Raw genomic sequence first — 16,244 nt, 5'->3', positions numbered from 1 at the left:
CGGGAAGGGCAGGGGATTTCCACAGGACGCCAGCGAGCCGGATCTCCACGCAGGCGCAAGCGCCTTTGGTCGATCACCGGAGGAGGCCGATCTCCACGCAGGCGCAAGCGCCTTTGGTCGATCACCGGAGGAGGCCGATCTCCACGCAGGCGCAAGCGCCTTTGGTCGATCACCGGAGGAGGCCGATCTCCACGCAGGCGCAAGCGCCTTTGGTCGATCACCGGGGACGGGCGTGGGCTATTTGCGGCCGATGAACCAGTCCTGGAGCTTCTTCAGGCGCTTGTTCAGCTGTTCTTCGTTGGCCTGGGCCACGGCCGGACCGCCGCAGACCCGGCGCAGCTCCGAGTGGACCATGCCGTGCGGCATGCCCGAGCGGGCCGACCAAGCGGAGACGTTCTTGGCCAGCTGGTTGCGCAACTCGGTCAGCTGCCGGTGGTCCACCAAGGCCGGCGCCGGCTCGGGGGCGGCAGTTCCTCCGGCCCGCTGGCGTTTGCGGGTCTGCTGCTCCTGCTGGCGCTGGCGCAGCAGCACGCCCACTTGCTCGGCGTCCAGCAGCCCGGGGATGCCCAGGAAGTCCAGTTCGTCTTCGCTGCCGATCTCTCCCCCGGTGCCGAACTCGGCGCCGTCGAACAGGACCCGGTCGAAGGAGGCCTGGGAGTCCAGCGCTTCGAACTTCTGCTTGGTCAGCTCGCCGGAGGCCTTGTCTTCCCGGTTGGCCTGCTCCATCAGTGCCTCTTCGGGAATGAAGCCTTCGTCGTTGTCCTTGTCCGGCCGGTCCAGCGCGTGGTCGCGTTCCAGCTCCATCTGGTTGGCCAGCTCCATCAGGTTCGGCACCGACGGCAGGAAGACGGACGCGGTTTCGCCTCGTTTCCGGGCACGCACAAAGCGGCCCACGGCCTGGGCGAAGAACAGCGGCGTGGCCGTGGACGTGGCGTAGACGCCGACCGAAAGCCGCGGGACGTCCACGCCTTCGGAGACCATGCGCACGGCGACCATCCAGCGGCTGTCGCCGGCGGAGAACGATTCGATCTTCTCGGAGGCACCGGCGTCGTCGGAGAGGATGATCGTGGCGGATTCGCCGGTGATCTTCTTCAGCTGGCCAGCGTAGGCACGCGCGTCGTCGTGATCGGTGGCGATGACCAGCCCGCCGGCGTCGGGCACGGCCCTGCGGACCTCGGTCAACCGCTTGTCGGCGGCAGCCAGCACGGACGGGATCCATTGGCCCTGCGGATTCAACGCCGTCCGCCACGCCTGCGCCGTGATGTCCTTGGTCACTGCCGCTTCGCCGAGCGAGGCTGCGTACTCGTCCCCCGAGCTGGTCCGCCAGCGCATTTCGCCGGAGTACGCCATGAACATCACCGGTCGCACCACGTGGTCGCGCAGCGCACTGCCGTAGCCGTAGGTGTAGTCGGCCCGCGAGCGGCGGATACCGTCCTTGTCTTCGGCGTACTCGACGAAGGGAATGGCCGCGGTGTCGGAGCGGAACGGGGTACCGGTCAGCGCCAGCCGGCGGACGGCCGGTTCGAACGCCTCGCGGATGCCGTCGCCCCAGCTGAGCGCGTCGCCCCCGTGGTGGATTTCGTCCAGGATTACCAGCGTCTTCGCGGCTTCGGTTTTGGCCCGGTGCAGCATCGGTTTCATCGCCACCTGCGCATAGGTGACGGCGACGCCGATGAAGTCGCGGCCATGCGAACCGTCGGAGTTCTTGAAGTTCGGGTCGATGGCCAGCCCCACCCGGGCGGCGGCGTCCGCCCACTGGCGCTTGAGGTGGTCCGTCGGCGCCACGACGGTGATCCGGTTGATGAGCCCGCGCTCCACCAGCTCGGTGGCCACGCGCAGCGCGAAGGTTGTCTTGCCGGCGCCGGGCGTGGCCACGGCGAGGAAGTCCTGGGGTGCCATCTCGAAGTACTTCTGCAGGGCCTCGGCCTGCCATTGCCGCAGCTTGGGCGCCGTGCCCCATGCGGCCCGTTCCGGGTATGCCGGCGGCAGCACCGGTCCCGCGCCAAATAGTGTGTCGTTGTTCATTCGGTGGCCTCCTCCCGTTGTTCCTGTCTGTCTTCCGTTCGTTCCGCGCTGCGCCACCCGGTGGCAATGCCGCCGGCGGCCACCACGGCTAGCACCAGCCAGATCACCACGTAGACACCGATCGCGCCGGGGTTCTCCGGGTCGCGCAGCAGCGAAAACAGCGCTCCCGCTCCTGCGGTTCCCACCACGCCGCCCAGCTGGTCGGCCAGCTGTAGTGACGCGGAGTTCCGTCCGCGCTCTTCCGGAGCGGACATCTGCAGCACCAGCACCGAGGTGGTGGACAACGCCACCCCCATGGAGAACCCGGCCAGCGCCCAGACCACAATAAGCGCCCACAGCGGCACCGATGGCGGCGAGACCAGCGCCATCAGCCCCATACAGGCGGTCAGGATGCCGGAGCCGACCACCAGCATCCGGTGCCGCGCGGTCTGCACCCGTGCCTGCACCCACGAGCCGATGCTCCAGCCCACCGCGCCGGCCGTCAGTGCCAGGCCTGCCGTGGCTGGGGAGATCCCGTGCGCCGCCACCAACATCAGCGGGATGAATGCTTCGGCACCAAAAAACGCCAGATTGATCAGCCCTCGGGTGGCGATCACGCTGGGCAACCCACGGCGCAGCCGCAACGTGCCGGCCGGCATGAGCTTGGGCAACGCCACCAGCGCCAGCACCACTCCCCCGGCCGCCAGCGCATACAACAGCACCAGCTGCCCGGCGGGCCCGCCGGCGACGGCTTCGAACAGGGCCCACTGAGCCAGGAACACGCCGCCGGCCAGCATCAGGCCGCGCACCGCCTGCAGGCGGCCGACGCGCCGGTCCGTGGTCGGGTTCTCGGGTGCGCCCATGCTCCGGGTCCGCGGCCAAATCACCAGCACGGCCAGCAGGAAAATTGGCGCCACGCCGTAGAACACCAGGCGCCAGGAAATGTACTCCGCGACCACGCCGGCGGCCAGCGGCCCCACCAGCGAGGGCACCACCCAGGCCGCGGCCAGCCAGCCGAACACCACCGGCTGCATCCGCTGCGGATAGACCTGCCCGATGATCACATAGACGGCCACGATGGCGAAGCCGCCGCCCAGCCCGGCCACGGCACGTCCCGCGGTGAAAATCCAGAACTCTCCGGCCACCCCGGACAGCACCAGGCCGGCCACCATCAGCACCAGCCCTGCGCCAAGTGCCGGCCGGGGCCCCTTGGCGTCGCACCAGACGCCGGCCACCACGCTGGCCAGCAGCGAGGCCGTCAGGAACATGGAGAAGGCCAGCCCGTAGGCGGACTTTCCCTCCAGATCCGCGGCAACCACCGGCATCGCCGTGGCCACCGCCACTGCCTCGAAGGCCGCCAGCGTGATCACTGCCAACAAACCCAGCGTCAGCGGCCGGTAGGCAGCCGACATGGCGCCGGGCGCGCGGACGGCAGTGGATTCGGTCATCAAGGAACCAGGGCTGACTTTCTTTGCAGGCAGGCGGAAGCGCGGCGGGCGCCGGAAACGCCCGTTTCAGGTGTGGTGGGAGCGGCTATTTCTTCTTGCCGGAATCGTCGCCGCCGGGGCGCAGGCCTTCGTAGATGGCCTTGCAGTCGGGGCAGACGGGGAACTTGTTCGGGTCGCGGCCGGGCACCCAGACCTTGCCGCACAGGGCGATCACCGGTTCGCCGGACAGCGCCGACTCCATGATCTTTTCCTTGCGGACATAGTGCGCAAAGCGTTCGCGGTCGCCTGGCTCAAGCTCTTCGCGGAGTTCTTCACGCTCGATCGTCGCGGTGGACCCGCCCGGGGTCTGCGGCGCGCGGGGGTCGTTTTCGAAAGGATCCGGGGGAAGACTCATGCCTTCCATCTTAACCCCTGAAAAAGGAAGGACGACGGCGGAGGGCAGCCTCCGCCGTCGTCCCCGCCTGCCGCAGCAGGTGAGTTGGTCTTCTACTTGTTTTTCGCCACAGCCTGAAGGAGTTCGGGCGCGCGGCGGTCGTACCAGCGGCCGCCCAGCACGATGCCGACCACCAGCAGCACCGCACCAAGCACGACGCCGACCAGCAGGGCCAGCCAGCCCCACAGCGCGTCGCCGGTAAAGACGCCGATCAGCGCCAGCACCAGTTCCGGCAGCGAGAGCAGCACCAGCACGCCGAGGCCGCCGAGCTGGACCAGCATCATCCGGGCGGTCGATCCGGGCGGGGTCTTGAACGGGCTCTCCCCCGGCAGCGGCACGTTGTAGGTGTACCGGGCCGAGACCACGCTGGACAGGCCCAGCCCGGTCAGCAGCACGCCGAGCGCCACCCCGGAGACGGGGGCCAGCAGGTGCCATTCGCCGATGAAGACGAACGGCAGCACGGTCAGCACGACCGTGGCCGGCAGGGCGATCACCGCGCAGGCGACGGCGCGCCCGATCCGGTCGTCCCGGCCGCTCACGCCGGTGCTGACGTGCAGCGCGAAAGCCGTATTGTCGTAGGCGATATCGGCGGAAATGCCGAAGGAGAGCAGGAAGGCGATCATCGGGCCCAGCCACAGCATGAAGGTGAAGTCGCCGGTCTGCGAGAGGCCGAAGAAGACGGCCACCGGAATGAGTGGAATGGACACCAGCGACGCGCCGTAACGCGGATCCTTGAACCAGTAGATCAGCGCCCGTGCCGCCACCGCTCCTGCCGGGGTGCCGGGCATCCGGGAGAACCAGCCCAGCTTGCCGCCGGCTTTGCGCGACACAGCGTTGTACGGCGGCGTCACCAGTGCGCGGGCCAGGCTCAGCTTCCACAGCCAGGCCATCACGGCCAGGAAGGCCACCGCGATGAGCAGCCGGGCCGCCGCGGCGCCCCAGTTGCCCAGCGCCAGATCACCCGGGACGGCCCAGACCGCGCCCAGCGGCGACCAGGCCAGGCCCTCGGCCAGCGACGGCAGGAAATCCTGCGAGCTGCGGAAGCCCTCGGTGATGCCGATCATGATCGGCCCCAGCAGCACCAGCGGGATGATGCCGATGACGCCGCTCAGGTCCTTGAACCGGCGCGAACTGGCCAGCGTGGTGGACGCCGACGTGGTCACGCGGGAGAGCACCACGCAGGTGAGCGTGGCGATCACCGCGCACAGCACGGCGGCCACGAGCGCCACCGGGTGCTGCCACCATGCGGCCGCCTGCCCCAGCGCCGCCACCAGGGTCACCACGCCCGGGATGCCCACCAGGCCACCGATGGCGAGCCCCAGCAGCAATTGCCGCATGGGTACGGCATAGGTGACGAAGCGGGCCGGGTCCAGTGTCATGTCCACACCGGTGGCCATCATCGGGATCAGCGCCCAGCCCAGGAAGGCCGCGGAGCCGCCCAGCACCACCACCATGCGAGCCATTTCCGGCTCGGTGTAGCTGAGGAAAAACAGTCCGGCGATCAGCAGTGCCAGCACACCGATGGCATACAGGCCGCCCAGGATCACGCCGACCAGCTGCCACGGGCTGCGTTTGAAGCCGTTGCGCAGCAGCGTCAGCTTCAGCCTTACGAGGTGCGCAACCACTCGAGCCCCTCCGCCTGGGTCCGGCCGCCGACCAGCTGGACGAACCGCTCTTCCAGGCTGGCACCGGCGCGGACCTCGTCCACTGTCCCGGCCGCCAGCACATTGCCGCCGGCGATGACCGCCACGTGGTCGCACATGCGCTGGACCAGGTCCATGACGTGGCTGGAAACGATCACCGTTCCGCCGGAGGCCACGTAGTCGTGGAGGATGTCGCGGATGTTCGCGGCGGAGACCGGGTCTACCGCCTCGAACGGTTCGTCCAGCACCAGCAGCTTGGGTGCATGGATCAACGCCGTGGCCAGCGCGATCTTCTTGGTCATGCCGGCGGAATAGTCCACCACCAAGGTGCCGGCGTCATTGGCCAGATCCATCGCCCGCAGCAGGTCCGGCACGCGCGCGGCCACCGTCTCCCGGTCCATGCCGCGCAGCAAGCCGGCGTAGGTCACCAGCTGCTCGCCGGTCAGCCGGTCGAACAGCCGCACGCCGTCGGGCAGCACGCCCATCAGGCGCTTGGCTTTCAGCGGCTCAGCCCAGACATCCACCCCGTGCACCCACACCTGGCCGTAGTCGGGGCGGAGCAGCCCGGTGGCCATGGAGAGCGAGGTGGTCTTGCCGGCGCCATTGGGGCCGACAAGTCCGTAGAAGGACCCGGCCGGCACGTCCAGATTGACGCCGTTGACGGCGATCTTCTCGCCGAACCGCTTGGCCAGACCGCGCACCGCCAGCGCGGGAACGGGGGCCTGGGCACCGTAGGCGGGGGCGGGAGCCTCGGCGCCGCCGTCCGGCGCAGGCGGCTGGCCGGGGTTCTGGTCATCCGGCTGCTGGGCCGGGGGCTGTGATGGGTGCGAAGTCATACTGCCACGCTAACAACGCGGCATCCGCGCCGGCATCATCCGCAAGGACTAATAATTCTCCGCCACGGCGGCACGCTCGTACTGCGGCGCCCACGCTAGATCGTGACCCAGTTCGACGGCGGCGCGCTGCCACCAGTGCGGATGGCGCAGCGCCGCGCGCGCCAACAGCACGGCGTCGGCGGAGCCCTCCCTGATGACCGAGTCGGCCTGCGCCGGCGTAGTGATGAGCCCGACGGCGCCCGTCGGGACGCCGGTCCGGCGACGGATGGCTGCGGCGAAGGGCACTTGGTAGCCGGGCCCCAGCGGAATGTTCACGCCGTGTACCGCGCCGCCGCTGGACACATCCACCAGGTCCACCCCGCGGGCGGCCGCCTGGGACACCACGTCGGCCACCGCTTCCGGTTCCAGGCCTCCGTCCGCCCAGTCGCTGGCGGAGACACGCAGCAGCAGCGGCATGTCATCCGGGATCACGCCGCGGACCGCGTCCACCACCTCCAGCAGCAAACGCGCGCGGTTGGTCGCCGAGCCGCCCCACTCATCGGTGCGGGTGTTGATCAGCGGGGACAGGAACTGGTGCAGTTGATAGCCGTGCGCGCCGTGGATCTCGATCGTGTCGAAACCCGCCCAGACCGCACGAACGGCCGCGTCGCGGAAGTCGGAGACGATCTGCCGGACGCCTGCTTCGTCCAGTGCCGCCGGTGCAGCGTAGCGGCCGAAAGCCTCGTTGGTCGGACCGACGGTCTGCCAGCCGCCCTCGGCGTGCGGCACGGAACCGGATTCGCGGGCAAACGGCGCGTAAGTCGAAGCTTTGCGGCCGGCGTGGGCCAACTGGATGCCGATCTTGGTGTCCGCCGAACCGTAGCGGTGCACGAACTCCGTGATCCGGCTCCACTCCTGCGCCTGCGCGTCGGTCCAGATGCCGGTGTCCTGAGGACTGATTCGGCCGGTGGCGTTGACCGCCGTCGCCTCGGTCAGAATCAGCGCCGCCCCGCCGGCGGCGAACTGGCCCAGGTGCATCAGGTGCCAGTCGTTCGGCGTTCCGGGCGCATCGTCCCGGCGGACCGAGTACTGGCACATGGGGGCCACCCAGCCGCGGTGGGCCAACTGCAGTCCGCGCAGCCGCATTGGCTCGAACAGTCCGCCGGCTGAAGCCTGCCCCATTTAGAAGAGCGCCCGCGCCAAGGCCTGGCGTGCCTTCGAGACCCGCGGGTCGGAGCTGCCCACCACATCGAACAGTTCCACCAGCCGCGCGCGGGCCGCTTCCCGTTCGTCTCCGGCATGCCGGCTGATGAAGCCGACCAGGCGCGCAAAGGCGTCCTCGACGTGCCCGCCGGACACGTCCAGGTCGGCTACGGCCAGCTGCGCCTGCAGGTCGTCGGTCTGATCGGCGGCGGCGCGGCGCAATTCATTGGCATCGGCACCCTGAAGCCGCTGGAGCAACTGCACCTGGTACAGCCCCGTGCGGGCCTCGTTGTCGGCCGGCTGTTCGGCCAGCGCCTTCTGGTACGCCGCCGCTGCCCGCGCGTAGTCGCCGGCCTCGATGGCATCGAATGCCTCCTGATGCAGCGGCGGCAGCGGCTTCTCCTCCTCAGCCGGAGCGTCCGCTGCGCCGGGAGCCGTGCCGGTCACGCCGTTGGCCTGTGCCACCTTGAGCAACTCGTTGACGAACTGCCGCAGCTCGTCCGCGGACGCCGCACCTTGGAACAGCGGGATCGGCTGCCCCTTCAAGAGCGCGACGGCGGCCGGCACGCTCTGCAGCTGGAAGGCCTGGGCAATGCCGGGGCTGGCGTCGACGTCCACCCGAGCCAGCACAAACCGGCCGGCAAACTCGTTGGTCACCTCGGCCAGGGCGGAGGCCAACTGCTGCGCCAGGTCGCTCCACGATGCGGTCAACTCCACGATCACGGGAACCTGGGCGGACAGTTGGACGAGCGACTGGAAGCTCTGCTCGTTGACCTCGACGATGTAGCCTGCGGTGTCGGCGTCGCCCGCTGCCGGCGCTCCGGCGGCCGCGGCCGGCGCTGCGCCGGCCGGTTGCTGCGGCCTTTTCAGCGCCGACAGGTCAACGGCGCCGCGCAGGCTGACGGAGGACGGCGCGGGGCCCTGCTCTGGAGTTGGAGTGGTCATGACATCACACTAATACGTCTCGGTGCGCGTCCGGAATTGCGGGGCGAAAAGCGAAGCTGCCCGGCCGGGTTGCCCCGGCCGGGCTTGGCCCTACTTCAGCTTGGCGTCCACCAGGCCCTGGGCCACCCCGACCACGGTGAGCTCTTCATCGGAGCCGGCCGGCGGCACGCGCAGGAAGACCGCTTCGCTGTAGGTCACGTCCACGCCTTCGGTGGTGGAGTCTTCCCCGGCCAGCGCCGCAAACTCGGGCGAGAGTTCCACGGTGGCGCCGGCTTCGGCCGGCACGCTTCTGGTCACCGACTTGATGTGGCCGAACACCACGGCGCCGCCGTCGGCCGTGCGCAGCGCGCTCAGCGATTTGTTGTCGACGCTGCGGCGGAAGGAGATGTCCGCGCTCTTGTTGGATTTGACCTGGTCCTTTTGGATCTTCTGGATCTGGTCGGAGAAGGTGTTCTTGCCGATCTTGTTCTGGTGTTTGCCGCTGTCCAGGTTTTCGGCGACCATCTTCACGGCTGCCTGCGGCGAGTAGAGCAGACCTTCCTCGGCCTCCAGCGGAACGGCCGGCGTCCCGCCGGTCTCGGTGGACACCTGCGGGAACGTTGTTCCCGGCAGCATCTGCATCGCACCCATCATCCGATAGTTCGACCGGGGATCCTGCTGGGTCAGCACGATCACCTGCGGCACCGGATTGTCCTCGCCTTCGGTCACCGTCACCACGGTCCGCGGCCATCCCTCACTGGTGCTGACCATCGAGGCCAGAATCGGTCCGGCGGCCACCGGGACCGGAGCCGCCGCCTTGCCGTTTTCTGCCCGGACCGTGTAGTTGGCCTCGCGGACCGTCAGCGCCGCTCCGCCGACGCGCGGTTCCAGCTTGCCAGCGTCCCGCGCCTTGTCGGCAGCCGAAACTGACGCCGCCACCGAATCCATGATCCTCGTCAGCTGGCTCTCCTGCACGACCGGCGAGCCGGCTGTTTCCTCGGCTTCCGGGGAAGCAGCTGCCTGCGCGGGCAGCACTGTGCCGGCGGCAAGCACGACGGCGGTGCCCGCCGCCGCCGCGGCACGCAGGCCAAGCGCGGGGCGCACCATCAGGGAACGGCGGCCCGAGGAACGCGAACCCTCCTCCGGATTCTCCATGCCGGGTCTTGTGGGTGCGGTGTCATCAGCGCGGCCGGCGGGTACGGCGGCGTCGGTCTCGGCAAGCGGCGCGGTCGCCGGACCGGCGACGGTCCGCTTAGCGGTTCCGCCGCTGGGGCCCGAGTCGTTGCCCGGCGAGTCGTTGCCCGGGGTCTGGCGGTTCGGACGGCGGGATACAACTGCCATCGCCACACCAAGCACCACCAGCAGGGCGCCCAGGATGATCAGGGCAAGCGACCACGGAACGGACGTGTCGTTCGGCCAGGTGACGGTCACGTTGGTCGGAGCCGGCGCGCTGCCGTCGGAGGCCAGCAGGATGGACCACTCGCCGTCGGCCGGAGCCACCCAACGGTGCTCAAGGCTGCCCTCGGCCTGCTCCTCGCTCACCCAGAGGTCGGATCCGGCCGGGTTCGGCACTTTGGCATCGCCCTCGGTCACGGTCCCCTGCAGTTGGCCGTCCTCCATGCCGGTCAGGGAGGTGTGCGCGGCTTCCCCGACCCATGCGTCGACGTCGCCGGCACGGCCGATGGCCAACAGGAAGTCGCCGTCGGCCTCCACCGAAACGTCCACTTCTTCCTCGTGGACACCAAAGACTTCCGGTTCAATCACGGTGACCGGTGCGGTGGCGTCCGCCGTGTAGCTGGCGGATGCCCGCTCGGGCGGGGCCCAGACGGTGCGCTGGGCGATGCCCAGCGCGATGGCCAACAGCCCGATCACCATCAGGGCCACGGAAATCTTGAAACGCACAAAAATACCAATCGTCGATCGTGCAGGAAGGAAGGGCCGCAGGTCCGCCCAAGCCTTTACTGCCGGGGCGGTTGCCCGGCGTCGGTTAAACTTTATAACCCTATGGTAACGAACCGTCTTGCGGTCCGCTCGAAGCCGGATTCCCCGCCGGCCCACGCAGTCCCTGTTGCCTGACCTCATCCGCTCCAGCGCCCCGCCATACTGGTAGTCTTTCGCTCAGAATTGACCGCATCCTGCGCCGTTGCTGCCTACCGCGACACAGAAGCGCCCGCCCGTAGCTTCAGCGGCTGCAGGCGGAAGAGAGGATGCTGCGTGAGCGAACACCGGGACGGTCCGATGCCCGGCGCGGGCAACGGACAGGATGCCGAAGACCACCGGGCTGCCGCCGATTCACCGGCCGAACCTGCTGCCTCGGCGCCCGTGACGGCCGCACGCCAGCGCGCGGTCCTGGGCGCCCTCGGGCGCATCGGAGCCTCAATGCCCCGCGCCAGGCCCCGCATCCGGTTCGAGATGCCGCCCGAGTCAGATCCGCCTACTGCGCCCTCTGAGCAGGGCGGCTCAGACATGTCCCCCGCGCGGCACCCGATCCATTTCGGTTTCATGGCAACGGTCGGCGTCGGTTTCGCCCTGCTGCTCTACTTTGTGCTCATCAACGTCGGTGCCTTGCTGGCCTGGATTGCGGCGGCGCTGTTCATAGCCCTGGGGCTCGACCCGATCGTCCGCTGGCTGGGACGCAAGGGGCTTCCGCGTCCGGCCGGCGTCATCATTGTGGTGCTGATCCTGGCGGGGTTGGTCGCCGCCTTTATCTCCACGCTGATCCCGACCATCGTCAACCAGACCACCCAGATCGTGGCCAATGCCCCGCGCTACGTTGACGACTTCCTCAACTCGGCCTTCTTCCAAAGCGTCGATGAGCAGTTCCAGGTCCGCGAGCGCATTGACGTGGAACTGGCGAAGTTCTTTGCCAATTCCGAGAATGTCACCGGTATTTTCGGCGGTGTCCTCGGCGTCGGCAGTGCCGTCCTCCAAGGGGCCTTCGGGGCACTGATCGTGCTGGTGCTCACGCTGTACTTCCTGGCGTCGCTTCCGGCGCTGAAGATTTGGGCCTATCGGCTGGCCCCACGGTCCAGGCGCCAGCAGGTGCAGCGCCTGTCCGAAGAGATCAGCAGCAGCGTTGGCAGCTACGTGATCGGCCAGGCCTGCGTGGCACTGATGAACGCCGCGGTGGCCTTCATCGCCATGTCCATTGCCCAGGTGCCGTTCACCACCCTGCTGACGTTCGTCGTCGCTTTGCTGGCGTTCATCCCGCTGATCGGTGCGGTGATCGCCGGTGTGCTCGTCTCGCTGGTGGCCCTGACCGTGAGCTGGCAGACGGCGGCGCTGTTCGCGGTCATCTACTTCGCCTACCTGCAGATCGAGGCCTACTTCGTGTCGCCGCGCGTCATGCAGCGGGCCGTGGCGGTTCCCGGCGCGGTCGCCGTGATCGCCGTGATTGCCGGCGGTTCGCTGCTGGGCGTCCTGGGCGCGCTGATGGCGATTCCGGTCGCAGCATCGGTGATGCTGCTGCTGAAGGACGTCTTTATCGTGCGGCAGGACCGCGCCTGACTCACCGTTCAGCGGTAACGGAAACTGCGGGTCTGCCAGCAGCGCGGGTGCCAGTGCCGCCGCTCGGCCAGTGCCGTTTCGCCACCGAACAAGGAATCGGCGCGCCAGGCCACCAGGTGCTCGATCCCGGGGCCGATGGTGCGGTGACAGCCCGGACAGGTGTAGTCCTTGGCCGCGTTCGAGCCGGTGATCCGCCGGACGTTCCATTCGCCGTCGGGGGCGTTCTGGCGCTCGGGGATGCCGGCGCGGGCGCGGTCCAGGTCCAGTTCGCTTTCCCGCGTCCACTTGCTGCTGCCCGTCCCCGAACGGCGGCGCGGACGGTTGGATCGGGGCATGCCTTCCATTCTGCCCCAACGCCGCGGCCCGGGCCGAACCACCCACCCGGCAGCAGGTAAAGTGGCCTACTGTGCGTCTTGTCATTGCCCGTTGCTCCGTTGATTACATCGGCCGCCTCCGCGCCCACCTTCCGCTGGCCACGCGCCTGTTAATGGTGAAAGCGGACGGCTCCGTCCTGATCCATTCCGACGGCGGTTCCTATAAGCCGCTCAACTGGATGAGCCCGCCGGCCACGCTGCGCGTCGCCGAGCCGGAGACCGAAGACGCCGAGTCCGGGGTCCAGGAAGTCTGGCACGTCCAGCACGCCAAGAGCGATGACCGCCTGGTGATCAGCATCCACGAGCACCTGCACGAGTACAGCCACGACTTGGGCGTGGACCCGGGGCTGGTCAAAGACGGTGTGGAGGCCGATCTGCAGCGCCTGCTGGCCGAACAGATCGACCGCCTCGGACCGGGCCACACCCTGGTGCGGCGCGAATACATGACGGCGATCGGCCCGGTGGATATCCTTGCCCGCAACGCCGACGGCGGCACCGTGGCCGTAGAGCTCAAGCGACGCGGCGACATCGACGGCGTGGAACAGCTGACCCGCTACCTGGAACTGCTCAACCGCGATCCGCTGCTCGCCCCGGTCAAGGGGATTTTCGCCGCGCAGCAGATCAAGCCGCAGGCTCGGGTGCTCGCCACCGACCGCGGCATCGCCTGCCTGACCCTGGACTACGACGAAATGCGCGGCGTGGACGACGCCGACTCCCGCCTGTTCTGAGCCGGCGGCCTCCACATCGGCTGCCGTCAGGGCGCCCGGCCTAGAATCGGATCATGAGCTCCCCTGGGCAGGCCGGCCCGCAACCGCAGTACGTCCGGGGCCGGATCGTCTCGTCAGGAACCACGCTCGACGACGGTGTCGTCGCCTTTGAGGGCGACCGAATCCGCTATGCCGGCCCCGCCTCACACTTCGATCCCGCAGGCTGGCACCAAGTGGACCTTCCGGCTGAGAGCCTGTTGCTGCCCGGGCTGATCGACACCCACTGCCACGGAGCTTACGGCGGCGACTTCTCCTCCGCGGACGAGGAGGGCGCCCGGCGCGCCGCCGGCTTCCTGCATCGCAGCGGCACCACCACCGTGGTGGCCAGCGCCATGGCCGGTTCCCGGGACAGCATGCTGGCGGCCGTGCGGCTGCTGGGGGAACTCTCCCGCGAGGGTGTGCTCGCCGGCGTCCACGCGGAGGGGCCCTTTCTCTCGCAAGCCCGCCGCGGCGCGCAGAACACCGAATATCTACTCGCACCGGACACCGGCATCGCTGCCGGGCTGGTCGAGGCCGCCGGCGGGCATCTGGTCTCGATGACCTATGCCCCGGAGTTGGTCGGTGCCGACGAACTCGTTGATCTGCTCACCGAGCTCGGCGTGACGCCGTCCGTAGGGCACACCGACGCCGATGCCGCGACGGCCGCCGCCGCGCTGGTCCGCGCGGCGGATGGTTTAGCGCGGGCTGGTTTGGACCGGTACCGCCGGCGGCCGCTGGTCACGCACTTGTTCAACGCGATGCCGCCCCTGCACCACCGCTCCCCCGGTGCCGCGGCAGCCTGCTTGCGGGCCGCCTCCGCGGGGCGCGCCGCCGTCGAACTCATTTCCGATGGGATCCACCTGGATCCGGAGACCGTCCTGACCGTTTTCGATCTGGTGGGCGGCGCCAACATCGTGCTGGTGTCCGATGGAATGGCGGCCACCGGACTGGGCGACGGCGGGTATGAGCTGGGCGCCAACGATGTGAGCGTCAGCGGCGGCGTTGCCAGGGTGGCCGCCAGCGGCGCCTTGGCGGGCGGCACGGCCACGCTCCTGGACTGCGTACGTGGTGCGGTTGCGGCGGGGGTCCCGCTGGAAACCGCCGTCTCCTCGGCTTCCGCCGTTCCGGCCGCGGCGCTTGGATTGGCGGAGGAAGCCGGCACCTTGTCCCGAGGCTTCAGGGCCGACCTGCTGGTCACCACCGGAGACTTGGCCTTGACCGCCGTACTACGCGGGGGCCGCTGGCTGGACCCGCTGCCGGGCTGAACCTCACGGCGGGCATAACCACGAATCGAACTCTTCCTTAATTTTAGATTGAATGCCCTTTGTACCGTTGACCGCCCATGTTGCTTATGTGATGCTTAACTCAGTCTTTGTGTAGGTGAGTTTTTCATGCTCGCAAGACATGTTGCGAGTGTGAAGCTCCTCAGCGTCCGGCCCGATGGCCTTGTTGTTCGGATCTTCCACGGAGTAACCGGGTTGGTACGAGGTGTACCGGCTTGATTCTGTTTCACGATGAGGAGATTTAAATGGCACAGGGGACCGTCAAGTGGTTTAACGCGGAAAAGGGCTTCGGCTTCATCACTCCGGATGAAGCTGACGGAGATGTCTTCGTTCACTACTCCGAGATCCAGTCGGGCGGCTTCAAGACGCTCGATGAAAACCAGCGCGTGAACTTCGAGATCGGCCAGGGAGCCAAGGGCCCGCAGGCCACCGGCGTCACTGTCATCTAGCTTCGGCTTCAGCACCGCGCTGCCCTATGGCAGCGCAGCGCCAGCAGGACCCCTCCGGACGGTTCCGGAGGGGTCCTGCTGTTTCCGGCGTCAGGCCGGCAGCTTCGGCGGCCCCAGCCGGACCACGTCTCCGCCCAACGCCCGCAGCCGCTCGTCGAACCGCTCGTAGCCCCGGTCGATGTGCTCCACGCCGTGGACCTCGGTGGTGCCATCCGCCACGAGCCCCGCGATCACCAGCGCGGCTCCGGCACGGATGTCGTTGGCCTCGACCGGCGCGCCGGAAAGCTGCGCGACGCCTTTAATCAGTGCATGGTGCCCGTCCAGCCTCACCACCGCGCCCAGCCGGGACAATTCGGAGGTGAACCCCCAGCGCGCTTCGAAGACGTTTTCCGTTACCATGCCGTGCCCGTTGGCCACGGCGTTCAAAGCCACAACAAACGGCTGCAGGTCCGTGGGGAAGCCAGGATATGGCAGCGTGGAAACGTTGATCGGGTCCGGACGCTGCGGTCCTTCCACCGTGAAGCCGTCGTCCCTGCGGGTGATCCGGCAGCCGGCCTGCGCCAGCTTGTCCAGCACCACGGCCAGGTGGCCCGGATTGGACTCGGCAACGTCCACGGTTCCGCCCGTGATGGCAGCCGCAAAGGCCCAGGTGCCGGCAACAATGCGATCCGGCACGGTGCTGTGGCGCACCGGGTGCAGGCTCTCGACGCCGGTGACCACCAGGGTTGGCGAACCGATCCCTTCGATCCGCGCCCCCATGGAAACCAGCAGGTCGGCAATGTCCGTAATCTCCGGTTCCCGCGCGGCGTTGTCGATCACCGTCACTCCCCGGGCCAGCGTTGCCGCCATCATCAGGTTTTCGGTAGCCCCAACCGACGGATACGGCAGGCGATGGTGGGCGCCGTGAAGCCCGTTCGGCGCCTTGGCCACCAGATAACCATGATCGATGCTGATCCGCGCACCCATTTGCTCCAGTCCCGCCCGGTGCATGTCCAGTCCGCGGCTGCCGATGGCGTCGCCCCCGGGCAGCGCAACCTCGGCCTGTCGGCAGCGGGCCACCAGCGGCCCGAGCACAGAAATGGAGGCCCGCATAGCGCGGACCAGGTCGTAGTCGGCCTGGTGCGCCGGAGCCGCCGGCACGTCGATGTGAACGCTGGCAGCGTCGACGTCGTAGTCCACCGCGCAGCCGAGCCGGCGCAGCAGTTCGGACATGATCCAGACATCCTGAATATCGGGCACATTGGTGATCGTGGATCGTCCCTCCGCCAGCAGCACCGCCGCCATCAGCTTCAAGACGCTGTTTTTGGCGCCCGAGACCTCCACCCGCCCGTTAAGCGTGCTGGGCCCGCGCACCACGATCACCTCATCCATGCAATCCATCCTACGGTTGTGGCACGGCTGTGCTGGTTAAACGG

Annotated in this window: 14 protein-coding genes; 4 read left to right on the top strand and 10 right to left on the bottom strand. The window is 68.5% G+C overall.

From position 1 onward, the window contains the following. Nucleotides 1–237 precede the first annotated feature (237 nt). From MNQ99_RS07755 to MNQ99_RS07720, 8 genes are all read right to left on the bottom strand, one after another. Complete coding sequence (locus MNQ99_RS07755; RefSeq protein ID WP_241915016.1) at nt 238–2,025, bottom strand: DEAD/DEAH box helicase; 1,788 nt, start codon at nt 2,023–2,025, stop codon at nt 238–240. Further along, nucleotides 2,022–3,452 (bottom strand): MFS transporter, encoded by a 1,431-nt coding sequence (locus MNQ99_RS07750; protein ID WP_127511472.1) that lies wholly within the window; start codon nt 3,450–3,452, stop codon nt 2,022–2,024. Before MNQ99_RS07750 ends, MNQ99_RS07755 begins: the two co-directional genes overlap by 4 nt. Before the next feature lie 85 nt (nt 3,453–3,537). Then, on the bottom strand, nt 3,538–3,855 hold the full coding sequence (locus MNQ99_RS07745; RefSeq protein WP_127511471.1) for a DUF3039 domain-containing protein: 318 nt from the start codon (nt 3,853–3,855) through the stop codon (nt 3,538–3,540). Nucleotides 3,856–3,938: 83 nt separating this feature from the next. Beyond that, nucleotides 3,939–5,510, bottom strand: a complete 1,572-nt coding sequence (locus MNQ99_RS07740; protein ID WP_241915015.1) for a transporter — start codon at nt 5,508–5,510, stop codon at nt 3,939–3,941. Continuing rightward, entirely contained in the window at nt 5,492–6,364 is an 873-nt protein-coding gene (locus MNQ99_RS07735) for an ABC transporter ATP-binding protein (RefSeq protein WP_241915014.1), read from the bottom strand. Before MNQ99_RS07735 ends, MNQ99_RS07740 begins: the two co-directional genes overlap by 19 nt. Before the next feature lie 48 nt (nt 6,365–6,412). Then, nucleotides 6,413–7,525 (bottom strand): NADH:flavin oxidoreductase/NADH oxidase, encoded by a 1,113-nt coding sequence (locus tag MNQ99_RS07730; RefSeq protein ID WP_241915013.1) that lies wholly within the window; start codon nt 7,523–7,525, stop codon nt 6,413–6,415. Continuing rightward, a complete protein-coding gene (locus MNQ99_RS07725) occupies nt 7,526–8,491 on the bottom strand; it encodes a tetratricopeptide repeat protein (RefSeq protein WP_241915012.1) in 966 nt (321 codons plus the stop codon). A gap of 90 nt (nt 8,492–8,581) precedes the next feature. After that, complete coding sequence (locus MNQ99_RS07720; protein ID WP_241915011.1) at nt 8,582–10,372, bottom strand: DUF8094 domain-containing protein; 1,791 nt, start codon at nt 10,370–10,372, stop codon at nt 8,582–8,584. 312 nt (nt 10,373–10,684) lie between these two features. Here MNQ99_RS07720 and MNQ99_RS07715 point away from each other — a divergent pair, with 312 nt between their 5' ends. Next, entirely contained in the window at nt 10,685–11,977 is a 1,293-nt protein-coding gene (locus MNQ99_RS07715) for an AI-2E family transporter (RefSeq protein WP_422387507.1), read from the top strand. A gap of 8 nt (nt 11,978–11,985) precedes the next feature. On the opposite strand, the gene MNQ99_RS07710 is transcribed toward MNQ99_RS07715, so the two are convergent. Continuing rightward, a complete protein-coding gene (locus tag MNQ99_RS07710) occupies nt 11,986–12,312 on the bottom strand; it encodes a hypothetical protein (RefSeq protein ID WP_127511466.1) in 327 nt (108 codons plus the stop codon). Nucleotides 12,313–12,383: 71 nt separating this feature from the next. Here MNQ99_RS07710 and nucS point away from each other — a divergent pair, with 71 nt between their 5' ends. The 3 genes from nucS to MNQ99_RS07695 all read left to right on the top strand — a co-directional run bounded on the left by nucS (nt 12,384) and on the right by MNQ99_RS07695 (nt 14,829). Beyond that, complete coding sequence (gene nucS / locus MNQ99_RS07705; RefSeq protein ID WP_241915010.1) at nt 12,384–13,079, top strand: endonuclease NucS; 696 nt, start codon at nt 12,384–12,386, stop codon at nt 13,077–13,079. Nucleotides 13,080–13,132: 53 nt separating this feature from the next. After that, nucleotides 13,133–14,362, top strand: a complete 1,230-nt coding sequence (locus MNQ99_RS07700) for an N-acetylglucosamine-6-phosphate deacetylase (protein ID WP_241915009.1) — start codon at nt 13,133–13,135, stop codon at nt 14,360–14,362. Nucleotides 14,363–14,625: 263 nt separating this feature from the next. Continuing rightward, on the top strand, nt 14,626–14,829 hold the full coding sequence (locus MNQ99_RS07695; RefSeq protein WP_127511463.1) for a cold-shock protein: 204 nt from the start codon (nt 14,626–14,628) through the stop codon (nt 14,827–14,829). Between the two features lie 90 nt (nt 14,830–14,919). Here the strand turns inward: MNQ99_RS07695 and murA are convergent, their stop codons facing one another. Continuing rightward, nucleotides 14,920–16,200 carry a UDP-N-acetylglucosamine 1-carboxyvinyltransferase gene (gene murA, locus MNQ99_RS07690; protein ID WP_127511462.1) on the bottom strand — a complete coding sequence of 427 codons (1,281 nt, stop codon included), beginning with the start codon at nt 16,198–16,200 and terminating at the stop codon, nt 14,920–14,922. Between the last annotated feature and the right edge of the window lie 44 nt (nt 16,201–16,244).

This window comes from Arthrobacter sulfonylureivorans (assembly GCF_022637435.1).
GTDB classification, from domain to species: domain Bacteria; phylum Actinomycetota; class Actinomycetes; order Actinomycetales; family Micrococcaceae; genus Crystallibacter; species Crystallibacter sulfonylureivorans.
The sequence above is the reverse complement of the archived record's forward strand: the minus strand, read 5'-3'. Positions and strand labels throughout refer to the sequence as shown.

Excerpts from the sequence above, each read along its gene's own strand:
- MNQ99_RS07755 (WP_241915016.1), bottom strand. The coding sequence starts at position 2,025 with ATGAACAACGACACACTATTTGGCGCGGGACCGGTGCTGCCGCCGGCA.
- MNQ99_RS07750 (WP_127511472.1), bottom strand. The coding sequence starts at position 3,452 with ATGACCGAATCCACTGCCGTCCGCGCGCCCGGCGCCATGTCGGCTGCC.
- MNQ99_RS07745 (WP_127511471.1), bottom strand. The coding sequence starts at position 3,855 with ATGGAAGGCATGAGTCTTCCCCCGGATCCTTTCGAAAACGACCCCCGC.
- MNQ99_RS07735 (WP_241915014.1), bottom strand. The coding sequence starts at position 6,364 with ATGACTTCGCACCCATCACAGCCCCCGGCCCAGCAGCCGGATGACCAG.
- MNQ99_RS07730 (WP_241915013.1), bottom strand. The coding sequence starts at position 7,525 with ATGGGGCAGGCTTCAGCCGGCGGACTGTTCGAGCCAATGCGGCTGCGC.
- MNQ99_RS07725 (WP_241915012.1), bottom strand. The coding sequence starts at position 8,491 with ATGACCACTCCAACTCCAGAGCAGGGCCCCGCGCCGTCCTCCGTCAGC.
- MNQ99_RS07710 (WP_127511466.1), bottom strand. The coding sequence starts at position 12,312 with ATGCCCCGATCCAACCGTCCGCGCCGCCGTTCGGGGACGGGCAGCAGC.
- MNQ99_RS07700 (WP_241915009.1), top strand. The coding sequence starts at position 13,133 with ATGAGCTCCCCTGGGCAGGCCGGCCCGCAACCGCAGTACGTCCGGGGC.
- MNQ99_RS07695 (WP_127511463.1), top strand. The coding sequence starts at position 14,626 with ATGGCACAGGGGACCGTCAAGTGGTTTAACGCGGAAAAGGGCTTCGGC.
- murA (WP_127511462.1), bottom strand. The coding sequence starts at position 16,200 with ATGGATGAGGTGATCGTGGTGCGCGGGCCCAGCACGCTTAACGGGCGG.